The following is a 13873-nucleotide window of genomic DNA, read 5'->3' as shown; positions in this document are numbered from 1 at the left end:
AAACCATAAAACTTTCGAACCGCCGTATACGGATCCGTACGTACGGTGGTGTGAGAGGTCGGCTAGCCAACTAATGGCTAGCCTCCTACTCGATTGTCAGCTGATGTCTTTAAAAAAATCTTAAAATTATTTGAATTGATAAACAATTTGTATTAAAATATTTGTAAGTAAATAATAAAAGCAATGATGAAAAAAAGTAGTATTATGAAGTGGCCTAGAGAGCTAGCGGTTGGTGGAAGCTAGAGCATGACATGGTACGAATGGGCTTTCTAGCTTCTAGTATTGAAATAATAGTAGGTACTAGCGTATGTTACGTTACAAACAGTTAAGTGGACTAAAGTGTATTTTTCTTTAGTCAATTAAGGTGGCACCACGGCTCTTTTCCGTCCTTTTGTGATGGAAGGGCCTTTTTATATTGTTTAAATACATTATATAAGTGTGCTGCAAGTGCAGAGTAGAGCTGAGATGAGAATAGAAAGGAAGAGCTGGAGATGACTGTTGAAGTAAAGGATTATGTTTTAAAGGAAATACAAGGTGATATGATGACGCCGATTTCTATTTTTGAAAGCCTGACAGGTACAAGAAAGGTGTTATTTGAATCCTCTGCAAAGCATGAGGAAAGTGGTAGATATTCCTTTATCGCCTTAAATCCTATAGCCGAATTAAAAGGAAGCAAAGAAAATTACACTTACCAAACGAACGATAAAGAGCCGCAATTTGAAGAGGGAGCTGTGTTAAGTAAATTACGTAGTTTACTGCCGCTTCAATATAAAGACTATCCTTTTTCCTTTTTTGGAGGGGCAATTGGTTTCTTTGGTTATGACATCGCCTTCTATAATGAAGCGATAGGTGAAACACTCGAAGATGAGCTAGCAATGCCGGATGTTCATGTTTATTTTTATGACACATTTATCGTTTTTGATCATCTATCTCAAAAGGTTTCCGTTGTAGCTATTGATTTATTTAATAGTGGTAAAGCGGAAGCTGAAATGGAAAACGATGTGAATATAATTCTAGATGAAATTAAGCGAGGGTCGACATTTGTTGAAGATTCAGCTGTATTTTTAAAATTCGAGCCAACAATTGAAAAATCGCAATTTATCGAAATGGTAAAAAAAGCAAAGACACATATTGAGCGAGGCGATATCTTTCAGGTCGTATTATCTCAAAGATTCAAAGCCGATTTTACAGGGAAGCCATTTTCACTATATCGAAAGTTACGTACCTCAAATCCTTCGCCTTATATGTTTTATCTTGAATTTGAAGATTACTCAATCCTGGGAACATCGCCAGAAAGCCTGGTAAAAGTAGTGAATCGCAAGGTTACGACAAACCCTATAGCGGGTACGAAGCCAAGAGGAAAGACTAAGGAGGAGGACCTCAAGCTTGAGCAATTGCTTATTAATGATGAAAAAGAAATTGCAGAGCATAGAATGCTAGTTGATTTAGGAAGAAATGATATCGGTCGGGTGAGTAAAATTGGAACAGTAGAGGTCGCAAAATATATGAACATCGAGAGGTATAAGCATGTAATGCATATCGTCTCTGAAGTGACAGGTGTGCTAAATGAAGATACCGATGTATTAGATGTTTTAACAGCATGCCTACCAGCAGGAACTGTATCAGGTGCACCGAAAATTCGAGCGATGCAAATCATTAATGAATTAGAGCAATTCAAGCGTGGCGTATATTCCGGGGCAATTGGTTATATATCCTCAAGTGGAAATATGGATTTAGCATTAGCCATTCGTACGATGATTGTAAAGGGTGAGAAAGCATTTGTGCAGGCTGGTGCTGGAATTGTCTATGACTCGATTCCTGAATCTGAATATGAAGAGACGATAAACAAAGCGAAGGCACTTTTGGAGGTGCACAGATGATCTTACTAATAGATAATTACGATTCATTTACCTATAATCTATATCAACAAATTTCCAAACTGAATCAGGAGGTAAAAGTTGTTCGAAACGATGCTATAACAATAGAAGAAATCAGGAATTTGAATCCCAAAGCGATTGTATTATCACCTGGTCCTGGAACACCCTCAGAGGCTGGGATGACAGTAGAGATTGTAAGAGAATTATATAAAGAAATACCGATTTTAGGAATTTGTCTTGGGCACCAGTCAATCGGGGAAGCATTTGGTTGTAAGATTGTAAGAGCAAAGAACATAATGCATGGTAAACTGTCTATTTTAGACTATAAAAAATGTGGATTGTTTGAGTCCTTGGAGGGTGAAATAGAAGTCATGCGCTACCATTCATTAGTTATTGAGCCAAGTAATTTATCAGCAGATTTAGAGGTAATGGCAATTTCGAGGGATGATCGAGAAATCATGGCTATTCAACATAGAAACTTCCCAGTATTCGGCTTGCAATTTCACCCTGAGTCAATTGGTACAGAAGCAGGTACGAGAATGATTGAATCTTTTCTGAAACAAATTGATCTACTAAAAGTTTAATAGGTTACCTGGAGAGGAGCAGACTATTGGAAAAAACAGAAACTTACTTTTTAGGATTAACTAATGAACAACTGCAAAATGAAGTCCCACTAATAGTTCAATTGTTAAATGAAAATAAATTAGTGAAAACACAAGACTTGGCGAAGCTATTGATTAAATTTCCTAACGAGATTACTCCATTTATTTTTGAAGTGTTCGAATCAGCGGAAAAGGATATTAGTATGAAGGAATGGTGCCTGGATTTTCTTGTGCCACAGCTACCTTTTTTCGTGAAAATCGCTCTAGAGGAACAATTGCAAAGAATCGCACATGCTCCTACAATTGAAGAAAAGTCAGCTAATCTTGATGAAAAAGCTTTATCGGTTTTAAATAATTTTATCTAAATCATACTGCAGCACACATTTTATAAATTTGTGTGCTTTTTTTCGTCTAAAATTAATTTATCAACGTCTAATTAATGAGAGGAGGGGGGAACAGTTTGCAACAACATTTAAAAGAAATAATTGATCAATACGGCGATTATTTGCTCCGTATAGCTTATACATATGTTAGGGATGAACGAATTGCACAGGAAATCCTTCAGGATGTCCTTTTTTCATACTACAGGAAACAAAGTCAGTTTAGGGGAGATGCTTCTCTTAAAACCTACTTAACAAAAATGACGATTAACCGCAGTTATGATTATTTAAGGAGCTGGAAAAATAAAAGGGAGCTTGTATTAGAAAAAATTTTTATAAAAGAAAGAACAAAGAGTATAGAAAAAAGCGTAATTGAAGAGGAAGAGAAGACGGAAATAACGAGTGCAGTATTTACTTTAAAGGTAAAGCTTCGTGAGGCTATTTTCTTGTACTACTATGCTGAACATACTACAAAGAAAATTTCAGAGATTCTTGGTGTTCCCTAATCCACTATAAAATCCAGATTGCAGAAGGCTAGAGCTGAGCTAAGAGAGAAGCTTCAAAACTATGAATGGGAGGTGCTAGTCGATGAAAACTCAGAAAGATTTTAAGGGAAGCTGGAAAAGCGAGCTTGAATCAAGCATCAACCTATCTCCAAAAATGAAGGAAGATTTGCTGGATAAGGTAAGCTCTCAACGTGATGTATCAGAAGCGAAGAGGAATTGGATTTACCCAACGGTGCTTACATCATTTGTATTAGGTGCAGCTTTCTTCCTATTACTAATGATTCAATATAACCCGCTAGATCTAACAATGTCTTCTCCAGAAGAAATAAATAATGATATTAATATTTTTGAGCTACTGTCCTCTGAGAAGTTTTACTGGATAGTTGGGGCAATTATTTTAGAAATAATCGTGGTACTTCTATTTTTTGCCGTTATGAAGAAGACGAGGAGATGGGAAAAGACATTTGTTGCTAGGGTTTTGGCAAAACTATTACCAACTAGGCAAAACAGTATTCTAATCCAGAGTTTCTTGTGCGTTGTTATTGGAATGGGAATAGTTTTTTCATCATTGGCTAGTATCAAATATTTAACTGTGTTTTTTGTTTTTCTGTTAAATTATTTAGTTTTATTATGGTCCATTAGGGACTTAAACAGGTCCAGCTGTCCTCACTGTGGTCATCTCTTTTCACGTAAAGATCTTTACAAAATAACATGGGCTCCGTACCGTTTAAAATGCATTCACTGTGAAGAAAATATTTTTCAAACTAAAGCCTCTAGGAATAAAGCCATTATATTCGTTTGGATGCCTTTTGTTAGTCATTATGCATTAGGATTTTTAGGAATCCCTTTTCCAGTAATAGGATTTTCGTTTATCCTTGTTGGTTTATTTTTTAATTTTTATATTAATAATTTCACAACTCGTTATTCTAAAGAGGATGAACCAATGTGGTGAATGTCAGATGTGATACATTACATTTCATTGAACAAAAAATTTTTTATATGCTGCAAAAAAGGACGCTATACTGCTGCGTCCTTTTGCTTTCTATTATAGATACTTTGCTATTTCACTTTCGAATTTTGAAGGTTTGTCTGTTGGGGCGAAGCGTTTAACGACATTGCCATTGCGATCGACTAAAAATTTGGTGAAATTCCATTTTACTTTACTACCCAAAATACCTTTCGTTTCCTCCGTTAAATATTTAAATAAGGGATGGGCGTTTTCTCCATTTACCTTAACAAGCTCATGCATAGGGAAGGAGACTCCATATGTAAGTCGGCAGGCCTCAGCAGCTTCTGTACCAGAACTTAACTCTTGTTTAAACTGATCAGAAGGAAAGCCGAGTATTTCAAATCCTTTTTCATGATAATTTTTATAAAGCTCTTCCAATTCATTAAACTGACCAGCGAGTCCGCATTTAGTGGCAGTGTTTACAATAAGCAAGAGTTTGCCTTCGTATTTGTTTAGTGTATAGGGAATTCCTTCGTCGTTTGTTACTTCAAAGTTATAAATAGTCATTGAAATCCTTCTTTCTTTACAAGTTGGAAGCTGTTTTGACGCTTCTTTGCTTTTTCATTTAATAACACTAGTGTAACAGCAAGTGTGAAGGCTGTAACTAAACAAGCCCCTATAAATGCAATGACGCCATTCCATCCCCATCTAGACCAGAAGAATCCTCCTGTTGTTCCACCAATACTAGAGCCAAAATAATAGGCGAATAGATAAAGGGAAGAGGCTTGTGCTCTGTCCTTTGTAGCCCGGAAGCTGACCCATCCGCTTGCAATGGAATGTGAACCAAAAAAACCAAAAGTAAAGATGACAATCCCGGCAATTTTAATAACAAGGTTGATAGGTAACGTCAGTAGAGCTCCTGTAAACATGATAGCAATCCCAGTGAGCAATACTTTTGGACGTCCAAACTTGTCAGAAAGACTTCCAAACCATGTGGAGCTAAAAGTTCCCACAAGGTAAACGATAAATATCCAACCAACAACGGTACTGCTTAAATGATAAGGAGCGCCAAGTAATTTATAGCTTATATAATTATAAAGTGTGACAAATCCACCCATTAAGGTAAATGAAATTCCGAATAGACAAAGTAAACCTGGATCCTTTATATGATGAAAAAGAGATTTGGATAATGCTTTAAATTCGAGCTTTCGAGGGCTAAAATGCTTTGAGGCAGGTAAAGCCCAAACAAAATATAAACAAATAAGCAAGCTTAGTAATCCTGTAAACACCATGCCGATTTGCCAATTGAAGAAATCTGTCATGGTACCCATAATGATTCTTCCCGATAGCCCACCTATTGAATTACCGCTAATATAGAGACCCATTGCAACTCCAAGACTCTTTGGATCTACCTCTTCAGCCAAATATGCCATTGCTATTGCAGGTACGCCAGCAAAAACAAAGCCTTGAAGCATACGTAATAGTAAAAGTGCTTCAAAGGTGGGGGCAAAGGCTAGTAAGATGGTGAAAATTGAAGCGGCGAAAATGGAAATGGTCATTAACCGTTTACGTCCCCAGGCCTCTGATAATGAGCCAAATAAAATTAGAGTGACCGATAAGACGCCAGTAGAAAGAGAGAGCGATAGACTTGCAGTAGCTGGGGAGACACCAAAGGTTTTAGTGAATTGTGGAAATAAGGGCTGTGTAATATAAAGGTTGGCAAAGGTGATAAAACCCGCAGCAAATAAGGCTAAATTAGCTAAAGTAAATTCTTTCGTTCCTTTTTGTAAATAATTCATGCTGATACGCCTCTTTTTCAAAATTAACATATTTTTGAACTTTAATTTATTATAATGAAGATAGCTATATAATGATAATTCATTGTTTTTATGTGTCTTATAAATTTTAGTCATAAGGGAGAGGGGTAATATGGATTTTAATTCTCTTCAATATTTTGTCTTGGTTGCAAAATATGAAAATATGTCACGTGCTGCAGAAATTTTACATATAACGCAACCTGCCCTCAGTAAATCCATTTCATTATTAGAGGAAAGCTTGGGGGTTACTTTGTTTGAGAGAAATGGTCGCTCCATTAAATTGAATCGTTATGGACAATTTTTTTTAGAACGGTCTGAAAACCTGTTGAAGGATTATGAAATGGCAAAAGAAGACCTCCTAAATCTTGTTTCTCCTGGACAAGGTGTAGTCTCTATAGGATTTATGCATACACTTGGACTCGAAGTAATTCCTCAATTAATGGCTCGAGTACAAAAAGACTATCCACAGCTTAAAATTCAATTGACTCAAAGTAATTCAAGTACGATTTTGCAGAAGCTAGAGGTGGGGGAACTCGATTTATGTTTAATTTCTTCCCTAGATACACATAAGGATTTGGTTTGGGAGAAGCTTTGGGAGGAGGAATTATTTCTCATTGTGCCAAAAAGCCATCCTCTTGCGAGTGCTAATGAAGTTAGCCTTAAGGATTTTGCTGGTGAACCATTTATCTCGATTAAACAAGGAAATACATTACGTAAATCCGTTGACGATTTATATAAACAAGAAGGCTACCAGTTAAATGTAGCCTTTGAGGGTGAAGAGGTTCATACCATCACAGGCTTAGTGGAAAGTGGACTTGGTGTATCGCTTATTCCTTATATAAAGGGACTTGAGCAATATCAAATTCAGCTGCTAAAGGTTAATGCACCAAACTGTAGACGAGAGATTGGTTTAGCTTATATAAATAAGCATTTTAAGAGCGCGGCTACTAAGCTACTTGAAGACTATATACGAACATTTTTTCAAACAACAAAGTTAGGTAAGAGAGATTGAGCCTGCAATAGAAAAAGGGAAGTCCATATGTGAAATAGACTTCCCTTACAGCTCGCTTATCGTAATTTTCCTGTAATAATATTGGCGATTTCTTCTACAGACATAGAAGAATTTAACTCGAATTGTCCTTTTTGAATGGTTGTTGCGTATTCAGGCTGAGCCAAAAACAGCTCCATTTCAACACTATTTTTAATAATGTTCATGTCTTTTAATTTTTGAGCAACCTCTGCAGGAGTTAAGCCAGCATAAACGTAAAGCGTATCTGTCACTGTTTCGTCTTTTACCTCAGGATCACTAGCTACTGGCTTTTCTTCTGATTCAGTTTTTTGTTCTTCAGAAGGCTTGTCTTCTGCTACTGCCTCATTTGTCGGCTCTGTTTGTTCTAGTCCTGTAATTTGTTCGTTTGCATCCTGTAGCTGTTGTTCTAATTGTGAGATTTTACTTTTATACTGTTCTTCAGCTTTCGTTTCTGAAGAAGAAATGAAAGGAATATTAACTTTTTCTGAGAAAGTAATTAGCAAGCCGATTACGAAACAAGCAATGCCAAAGGAACGTAATGAAGATTTTTTCATCGGTTGCCTCCGTTATTTAAAATCGAAAGAATTTGTTCCTTTGACAATGTAGACATTTTACTTATTTCGTCAACAGGATATCCCTGTTTGTTTAACTGGATGACTTGACTTATAAGTATTTCGTTGATTTGTTGGGTGTTATTAGCTGGATTTACTTGTTTTGACTGTGCGACTTGTGCTGCTTGCTTATAGGCCTGTATTGAGCTTTTATTTGTTGCCTTTGGTTTAACAGTAAAATTAGATTCCAACAACAGCTCTTCTTCTATAATTTTTAATCGCTTTTTAAGCGAATTTGTTTCTTGATAGATACTAATCGAGAGGTCTTCGATATCCTGCTCTAATTTTTTTGAAGAATCTCTTAGGAAAAATGATACAACGATACAAAGGATTCCGATGATCATTAAAATTATTGAAAATTCCACTATATTTCCTCCGTTAATAATCGCATTTTAGGTTATTTTACCATAGTAAAAGTTAATTATAAATCATGCTAGATTTTTTTTCAGTTTATGTTATAATGATTTAGTCGTATAAATCATGCTCAAATGATACAAGTCTTGATATAGAGTGGGAGGGTTAATAATGCGCGTAAACATTACTTTAGCTTGCACAGATTGTGGCGAACGTAACTACATTTCTAAAAAGAACAAACGTAACAATCCAGAGCGTCTTGAACTTAAAAAATATTGCTCTCGCGAGAAGAAATACACTCTTCACCGTGAAACAAAGTAAGCATTATTGCCAAAACCACTTGTGGTTTTGGCTTTTTAATTATAGGAACAAATCAATGTCTAAAGGGATGATTTAAATTGGATAAAAAGCTACTAAGAACTCAAGTTAGACACTCCTTACAAAAAATGGACGCTGAGCAATATGAACTTTCATCTCTAAATATTAAAAAGCTTTTGTTTAGAGAGCCTTCTATTATAAAAGGAAAGACGATTGCTATCACGATATCCAATAAACAAGAGGTTGATACGAAAAAGATTATTGAATCTCTTTGGCAGCTTAAAAAAAAAGTAGTAGTGCCAAAGTGCAATTCGAAGGATCGCTCTATGAAATTCTATGAAATAGAGCATTTTAATCAGCTTGAAAACGTATATATGGATTTACAGGAACCGAACCCCGAATGTACACAGCTTGTACATCCAGAGGAAATAGACTGTATCATCGTGCCAGGAATCGTCTTTGATAAGAAAGGGTATCGAATAGGTTATGGCGGAGGCTATTATGACCGATATCTGAGTCGATTTGATGGAATGTTGATTTCACTAGCCTTCAATTTACAAGTGATTGATGATGTCCCTAAGGAAAGCTTTGATATACCAGTAGACTTATTAATTACTGAAACTGAAACAATCGATTGTCTGCAAAATCGAAAGGAGCTTAACTCATGAAATCAATGAAGGATATATATGACTTACTAAAACAATATGGAACATTTATTTATACAAGAGATCGCCAGGGAGATATCCTTTTGATGGAGGACGAGATACGAGAGCTATATAAAGCGAAAGTATTGGAACCGAGTGCTTTTCAAGCTGCGATGTTAATTTTGCGACAAGAAGCCTCGAGAATTGCAAAAGAGGAAAAAAGACTTCAATAGTCTCAATTTTAACTTGGAAATTTTTGATTATTTGGTAAAAATTTAATTTTTGTGATTGAAACAAGTCGTTTATGTTAATAAATGTTAATTATATGTCTAATAAATGAAATGAACCAGCAGTGGATTTTTTCCACTGTTTTCATTTGGGAACCTTTTTGTAAATAAAACGTAATTATTCTTAAGGTATTATAATATTTGACATCATAATCGTTGAATTTTGTAATATTCTGTCGAGCGGTTTTTCTCTACTGTCTATTGCTAAATAAAGTAAAAAAGATTAAGATAAATTTTGTTTATTATTATTAAAATGTTTTTTTATTGTAAATTTCATTTCACTAGAAATGTATTACATTTATATATTAATTTTGTAGAAGGGATGTTTTGGAATGAAATCATTTAAATGGCCTAAACATTCGATATTAGCGATAGCGATTTTCGCGACTTGGCTTAAAACAGTAATTGTGTACCATACAAGCTTCGAGCTGGATATTGAAAATGCGATGCAAGAGTTAATTTTGATTATTAATCCATTAAGCTTTATTCTTTTTGCTTATGGAATTTCTCTATTCTTCAAAACAGAGAAGCTACGAAATCGGTATTTGATTACCGTTAGTGCATTTTTAGCAATCGTACTTTTCGCAAATGTTGGTTTTTACAGATTCTATAATGATTTTATTACCTTCGCAGTGTTATTCCAAACAAGTAATTTCGGTGATTTGGGGAATTCAGTTGCAGATATTATTAGCTTCACAGATATTCTTTACTTTGCTGATTTAATTGTGCTACTTATTGCGATTAAATTTATTCCAAAAAGCGAAGGAATTACACCTGTAAGAATTGAAATGCGTCGTGCGTATTTTGTTCTTTCAATGGCGATTGTATTCTTAAATTTAGGATTATCCGAAACGGAGCGTCCACAGCTTCTAACACGTGCATTCGATCGTGAGCTACTTGTAAAAAACATCGGTACGTATAACTATCATTTATATGACATCTATGTACAGTCAAAGTCAAGTGCACAGCGAGCATTGGCTGATGGTAGTGAGTTGGTTGAAGTAGATAACTATGTGCAAGCAAATCAAGCAGCTGTGAACCCAGAGATGTTTGGGAAGTATAAGGGACGCAACGTGATACTGGTTTCACTAGAATCTCTTCAGAGTTTTGTGATAAACAATGAAATGAATGGGGAAGTAGTTACACCATTTTTAAATAGTCTAACAAACGATAAGGATACGTATTATTTTAATGATTTTTACCACCAAACAGGCTTAGGGAAAACAAGTGATTCTGAGTTTATCGTTGAAAATTCATTATTTGGATTGGGTCGTGGGGCTGTATTCTTTACTCATGGTGGAAATACGTATAATACGATGTCTGAAAAATTAGGTGAGAATGGATACTTTACAAATGTAATGCATTCTAATAATTCATCGTTTTGGAACCGAAATGAAATTTATGAGTCATTTAATATCGATAAATTTTACGATATTGAATCCTATGAAGTAACAGATGAGAATTCTGTAAACTGGGGACTGAAGGATATTCCGTACTTTGAGCAATCAGTGGATCTAATGAAAGAAATGGATCAACCATTTTATTCAAAAATGATAACTTTAACAAATCACTATCCCTTCACTTTGGAAGAAGAGGATATTATGATTCCTGAGTATAATTCAAATTCGGGGACGTTAAATCGTTATTTCCAAACAGTCCGTTATTTAGATGAATCGATTAAAACCTTCTTTGATAAGCTTAAAGAAGAGGGACTTTATGACAACTCAATAATTGTGATGTATGGAGATCACTATGGAATTTCAGAAAATCATAATAAAGCGATGTCGACGTATTTAGGTAAAGAAGAAATTACAGCTTATGATAGTGCTTTACTACAGTCAGTACCATTATTCATTCATGTTCCTGGATCAGGAGATGGGCAAGTAATGGATGAAGCGGCTGGCCAAATCGACCTTCGTCCTACAATCATGCACTTACTTGGAATTGAGACTTCGAATGACATGCAATTAGGGGCAGATTTATTCTCTGAAGAGCATGAGGACTTAGTTATTTTCCGTGACGGTCGATTCATAACAGATGACCTGGTTTACGCTGGTGAAGTATGTTATGACAGAACTACAGGTGAACAAACAGAAATTGAAGCGTGTCAGCCATATATTGAACGTTCTTCGATTGAGTTGGAATACTCTGATCAAATAATAAATGGCGACTTATTGCGTTTCTATGATGAAGCTACAGGTAATTTACTACAGGATGCACTAGAAGTAGAAGAAAAATAAAGAAAAGGGTTATCTCAAGTGCTGAGATAACCCTTTTCTTCTGCTTCGATTGTAGAAAGAGAAAAAACGAGGTATCTAGAAGATACCTCGTTTTTATCTTAGTGATGTAATGCTGGTGGGTAGCCTTGATTTAAAATAGTCATTACTACAAACCAACCAAAAATTGCTGCAGTAGCTAAGCTAAATACTAAAGAAAGAACATTCTTTTCTTTAATCGCTTGGAAAAAGTTCACTACTGCGAAGATTGCTACTAAAGCGAAAATAACCATTAATAAGTTCATTAAAAAAGACACTCCTTTCGACATGTGAAAAAGCATGTCGATAAACAATATTCCTTCTTTATTGTAAATCACCTTATCCCGTTTGTCGAGAAGAAATAATCCAGTTGTTTGACTAGAGAATGTAATTTTCTTCTAAGCGATGTATAATAATCGAGAGGTGAATACAATGTTAAACGTTAAAGCATATAGTCTAGGACCTGTTCAAACAAATTGTTATATCATTAGTAATAAGCAAAAAGAGTGCATACTATTCGACCCAGGGGAAGAATCTTCAAAAATAATGAAAGTAATTCAGTCCAATCAGCTAAAACCAAGAGCTATTTTTTTAACACACGCACATTTTGATCATATAGGTGCTGTAGAGGATTTAAGAGAAGTTTTTGAACTTCCTCTATATATTCATGAAAAAGAAGTGTCCTGGCTATCTGATCCCATGAAAAATGGTTCTGGTAGGTATGCTGAGCTTCCGAATTACATTGTTAACAAACCCGAACAAGAGTATATCATTCGAAAGGAACAGTCCTTTGATATCGCTGACATGAAATTTAAGGCAGTATTTACACCAGGTCATTCTCCTGGCAGTATCTCATATATTTTCGAAGAAGACGGATTTGCAATAGTAGGGGATACTTTATTTGAAGGCAGTATTGGAAGAACTGATTTACTTGGAGGATCGCATGAGGTGCTTCTTAAGTCAATTCATGACAAATTGTTAGTGTTGCCTGAGGATACAATTATTTACCCAGGACACGGTAGTTATACGACTCCAGCTCAGGAAATCGATAGTAATCCTTTTTTAAATGGATTCTAAATTCAAAGAAACGATTCAGTTAAAGTTGAATCGTTTCTTTTCTTTATTATTTTATAAATAAAAAACACCAACTGAAAAAACAGTTGGTGTCGTTTATTAGTGTCCTGCACCTGGTACATGGATAAACGTAGTGTAATACGTGAATCCTGCGAAGAATATTGTTAAATAAGCTCCGAAAATGTACATGTACATGCGTTCTGTTAGGTTTAAGAAGCCTAATAATAAGAATAAAATTGTATTACCAATGAATAATAGCGAAACCTCGTACATATCACCAAGGTAGAACATAACGGCAAAAATACCAGTCCAGAAAGCCATAACTTTATACATGTTACTCATGAAGTATCCCTCCTTTTGCCATACGACACAATAATATCATCTTTTATTATAAATGATTTGAAACTATAATGTAAACTCCTACTTACATTTTGTTTGTGACAATAGAGTAGAAAATGCTAGAGAGCATTATTGCCAATTTCTATTTCGTACTTGCAGTTTTCACAATCATGAACCATGCTTTCTACTTGCTCAAACTCATTTTGAGAAAAAAGAGCATCTATTTGCCCGTTTAAATAGGATTCATGTAATATACATACAATCTCATTATTTGTAGATAATTGTTTTTTAAACGGACAATTATAAATAGAGAAGATAATTTTTTTTCCATTCTCTGTTTCAGTAATTTCTGGTATGTATCCAATTAGTGCAGAAGCTGTTGTTAAGTGATCTATTTTAGCGTTAAAGTCACTAAGTACAATTCCTTTTCCATAGGCTATACTTTGTTTCATTTCTGAATAGCCATCTTCATAGCTTATTTTTTTTGCAACGTCAATTGCCTCTGGCCCCAATTGTTCGATTAGCTTCATAGCCCAATTAATCAAACGACTATCCTCTTTTTTAGGGAAGCTTAACTCAACTCCCTCTTCGGAAGCTTTATACTCTCGCCCAGGTCTGCCACCCTTACCGGATTTGACAAAGTGAGCTGAAATTAAATTGATTTCTGTTAGCTTTGTTAAATGAAGTCTAGCCACATTTGGATGAATATTAAATCGGTCGGCAATCGCTTGTACTGTAAATGATTTTTTTTGTTGAAGCATATATTCATAAATTTGGTAACGTGTTTCATCAGATAAAGTACTTGTTATTTTTAAAGGATGAACCATGAA

General features: G+C 35.2%; 18 protein-coding genes and 1 other annotated feature. Of the genes, 11 read left to right on the top strand and 7 right to left on the bottom strand.

Annotated elements, in window-relative coordinates; translation table 11 throughout:
- Positions 1-174: 174 nt before the first annotated feature.
- Positions 175-394 (top strand) — a binding site (T-box leader).
- Positions 395-491: 97 nt separating this feature from the next.
- From trpE to BJ095_RS15810, 5 genes are all read left to right on the top strand, one after another.
- The gene (trpE, locus tag BJ095_RS15830) at positions 492-1880 is read left to right on the top strand and encodes an anthranilate synthase component I (RefSeq protein ID WP_107934798.1); all 1389 of its coding nucleotides are present in this window, start codon (positions 492-494) and stop codon (positions 1878-1880) included.
- Positions 1877-2461 carry an anthranilate synthase component II gene (locus tag BJ095_RS15825; RefSeq protein WP_107934799.1) on the top strand — a complete coding sequence of 195 codons (585 nt, stop codon included), beginning with the start codon at positions 1877-1879 and terminating at the stop codon, positions 2459-2461. The genes trpE and BJ095_RS15825 overlap by 4 nt, the downstream gene beginning before the upstream one ends.
- 26 nt (positions 2462-2487) lie before the next feature.
- Positions 2488-2844: a DUF5071 domain-containing protein gene (locus tag BJ095_RS15820; protein ID WP_181418097.1), complete on the top strand. Its 357-nt coding sequence runs from the start codon at positions 2488-2490 to the stop codon at positions 2842-2844.
- Between the two features lie 95 nt (positions 2845-2939).
- On the top strand, positions 2940-3365 hold the full coding sequence (locus BJ095_RS15815; RefSeq protein WP_235867691.1) for a sigma-70 family RNA polymerase sigma factor: 426 nt from the start codon (positions 2940-2942) through the stop codon (positions 3363-3365).
- 82 nt (positions 3366-3447) lie between these two features.
- The gene (locus BJ095_RS15810; protein WP_107934802.1) at positions 3448-4317 is read left to right on the top strand and encodes a hypothetical protein; all 870 of its coding nucleotides are present in this window, start codon (positions 3448-3450) and stop codon (positions 4315-4317) included.
- Between the two features lie 93 nt (positions 4318-4410).
- Here the strand turns inward: BJ095_RS15810 and BJ095_RS15805 are convergent, their stop codons facing one another.
- Together BJ095_RS15805 and BJ095_RS15800 are read right to left on the bottom strand one after the other, a co-directional pair.
- Positions 4411-4881: a glutathione peroxidase gene (locus BJ095_RS15805; RefSeq protein WP_107934803.1), complete on the bottom strand. Its 471-nt coding sequence runs from the start codon at positions 4879-4881 to the stop codon at positions 4411-4413.
- Positions 4878-6113: an MFS transporter gene (locus BJ095_RS15800; RefSeq protein ID WP_107934804.1), complete on the bottom strand. Its 1236-nt coding sequence runs from the start codon at positions 6111-6113 to the stop codon at positions 4878-4880. The genes BJ095_RS15805 and BJ095_RS15800 overlap by 4 nt, the downstream gene beginning before the upstream one ends.
- A 130-nt stretch (positions 6114-6243) precedes the next feature.
- Between BJ095_RS15800 and BJ095_RS15795 the strand changes: the two genes are divergently transcribed.
- Positions 6244-7143 (top strand): LysR family transcriptional regulator, encoded by a 900-nt coding sequence (locus BJ095_RS15795; protein WP_107934805.1) that lies wholly within the window; start codon positions 6244-6246, stop codon positions 7141-7143.
- Between the two features lie 56 nt (positions 7144-7199).
- Here the strand turns inward: BJ095_RS15795 and BJ095_RS15790 are convergent, their stop codons facing one another.
- A complete protein-coding gene (locus BJ095_RS15790; protein WP_107934806.1) occupies positions 7200-7715 on the bottom strand; it encodes a hypothetical protein in 516 nt (171 codons plus the stop codon).
- Entirely contained in the window at positions 7712-8137 is a 426-nt protein-coding gene (locus tag BJ095_RS15785; RefSeq protein ID WP_107934807.1) for a hypothetical protein, read from the bottom strand. The genes BJ095_RS15790 and BJ095_RS15785 overlap by 4 nt, the downstream gene beginning before the upstream one ends.
- 160 nt (positions 8138-8297) lie before the next feature.
- On the opposite strand from BJ095_RS15785, the gene rpmG reads away from it, so the two are divergent.
- The 4 genes from rpmG (at position 8298) to BJ095_RS15765 (ending at position 11615) form a co-directional block, all read left to right on the top strand.
- On the top strand, positions 8298-8447 hold the full coding sequence (rpmG, locus tag BJ095_RS15780) for a 50S ribosomal protein L33 (protein WP_008408521.1): 150 nt from the start codon (positions 8298-8300) through the stop codon (positions 8445-8447).
- A gap of 77 nt (positions 8448-8524) precedes the next feature.
- Entirely contained in the window at positions 8525-9112 is a 588-nt protein-coding gene (locus BJ095_RS15775) for a 5-formyltetrahydrofolate cyclo-ligase (protein ID WP_107934808.1), read from the top strand.
- The gene (locus tag BJ095_RS15770) at positions 9109-9321 is read left to right on the top strand and encodes a YqgQ family protein (protein WP_107934809.1); all 213 of its coding nucleotides are present in this window, start codon (positions 9109-9111) and stop codon (positions 9319-9321) included. Before BJ095_RS15775 ends, BJ095_RS15770 begins: the two co-directional genes overlap by 4 nt.
- Positions 9322-9707: 386 nt before the next feature.
- Complete coding sequence (locus tag BJ095_RS15765; RefSeq protein WP_107934810.1) at positions 9708-11615, top strand: LTA synthase family protein; 1908 nt, start codon at positions 9708-9710, stop codon at positions 11613-11615.
- Between the two features lie 98 nt (positions 11616-11713).
- Here the strand turns inward: BJ095_RS15765 and BJ095_RS15760 are convergent, their stop codons facing one another.
- Positions 11714-11896 (bottom strand): DUF2759 domain-containing protein, encoded by a 183-nt coding sequence (locus BJ095_RS15760; RefSeq protein WP_107934811.1) that lies wholly within the window; start codon positions 11894-11896, stop codon positions 11714-11716.
- A gap of 166 nt (positions 11897-12062) precedes the next feature.
- On the opposite strand from BJ095_RS15760, the gene BJ095_RS15755 reads away from it, so the two are divergent.
- Positions 12063-12707 (top strand): MBL fold metallo-hydrolase, encoded by a 645-nt coding sequence (locus tag BJ095_RS15755; RefSeq protein WP_107934812.1) that lies wholly within the window; start codon positions 12063-12065, stop codon positions 12705-12707.
- 96 nt (positions 12708-12803) lie between these two features.
- On the opposite strand, the gene BJ095_RS15750 is transcribed toward BJ095_RS15755, so the two are convergent.
- Together BJ095_RS15750 and BJ095_RS15745 are read right to left on the bottom strand one after the other, a co-directional pair.
- Positions 12804-13046 (bottom strand): DUF2626 family protein, encoded by a 243-nt coding sequence (locus BJ095_RS15750; protein WP_107934813.1) that lies wholly within the window; start codon positions 13044-13046, stop codon positions 12804-12806.
- Between the two features lie 116 nt (positions 13047-13162).
- Positions 13163-13870, bottom strand: coding sequence for a helix-turn-helix transcriptional regulator (locus tag BJ095_RS15745; RefSeq protein ID WP_107934814.1), 708 nt, complete (start codon positions 13868-13870; stop codon positions 13163-13165).
- Positions 13871-13873: the final 3 nt, after the last annotated feature.

Origin of the sequence: Ureibacillus chungkukjangi, assembly GCF_003217295.1 — a bacterium.
GTDB lineage: Bacteria > Bacillota > Bacilli > Bacillales_A > Planococcaceae > Ureibacillus > Ureibacillus chungkukjangi.
The sequence above is the reverse complement of the archived record's forward strand: the minus strand, read 5'-3'. Positions and strand labels throughout refer to the sequence as shown.

Coding starts and splice junctions, on each gene's coding strand:
- BJ095_RS15750 (WP_107934813.1), bottom strand. CDS start 13,046: ATGAGTAACATGTATAAAGTTATGGCTTTCTGGACTGGTATTTTTGCC.
- BJ095_RS15800 (WP_107934804.1), bottom strand. CDS start 6,113: ATGAATTATTTACAAAAAGGAACGAAAGAATTTACTTTAGCTAATTTA.
- BJ095_RS15805 (WP_107934803.1), bottom strand. CDS start 4,881: ATGACTATTTATAACTTTGAAGTAACAAACGACGAAGGAATTCCCTAT.
- BJ095_RS15765 (WP_107934810.1), top strand. CDS start 9,708: ATGAAATCATTTAAATGGCCTAAACATTCGATATTAGCGATAGCGATT.
- BJ095_RS15745 (WP_107934814.1), bottom strand. CDS start 13,870: ATGGTTCATCCTTTAAAAATAACAAGTACTTTATCTGATGAAACACGT.
- BJ095_RS15810 (WP_107934802.1), top strand. CDS start 3,448: ATGAAAACTCAGAAAGATTTTAAGGGAAGCTGGAAAAGCGAGCTTGAA.
- trpE (WP_107934798.1), top strand. CDS start 492: ATGACTGTTGAAGTAAAGGATTATGTTTTAAAGGAAATACAAGGTGAT.
- BJ095_RS15760 (WP_107934811.1), bottom strand. CDS start 11,896: ATGAACTTATTAATGGTTATTTTCGCTTTAGTAGCAATCTTCGCAGTA.
- BJ095_RS15755 (WP_107934812.1), top strand. CDS start 12,063: ATGTTAAACGTTAAAGCATATAGTCTAGGACCTGTTCAAACAAATTGT.
- BJ095_RS15790 (WP_107934806.1), bottom strand. CDS start 7,715: ATGAAAAAATCTTCATTACGTTCCTTTGGCATTGCTTGTTTCGTAATC.
- BJ095_RS15825 (WP_107934799.1), top strand. CDS start 1,877: ATGATCTTACTAATAGATAATTACGATTCATTTACCTATAATCTATAT.
- BJ095_RS15795 (WP_107934805.1), top strand. CDS start 6,244: ATGGATTTTAATTCTCTTCAATATTTTGTCTTGGTTGCAAAATATGAA.
- rpmG (WP_008408521.1), top strand. CDS start 8,298: ATGCGCGTAAACATTACTTTAGCTTGCACAGATTGTGGCGAACGTAAC.
- BJ095_RS15770 (WP_107934809.1), top strand. CDS start 9,109: ATGAAATCAATGAAGGATATATATGACTTACTAAAACAATATGGAACA.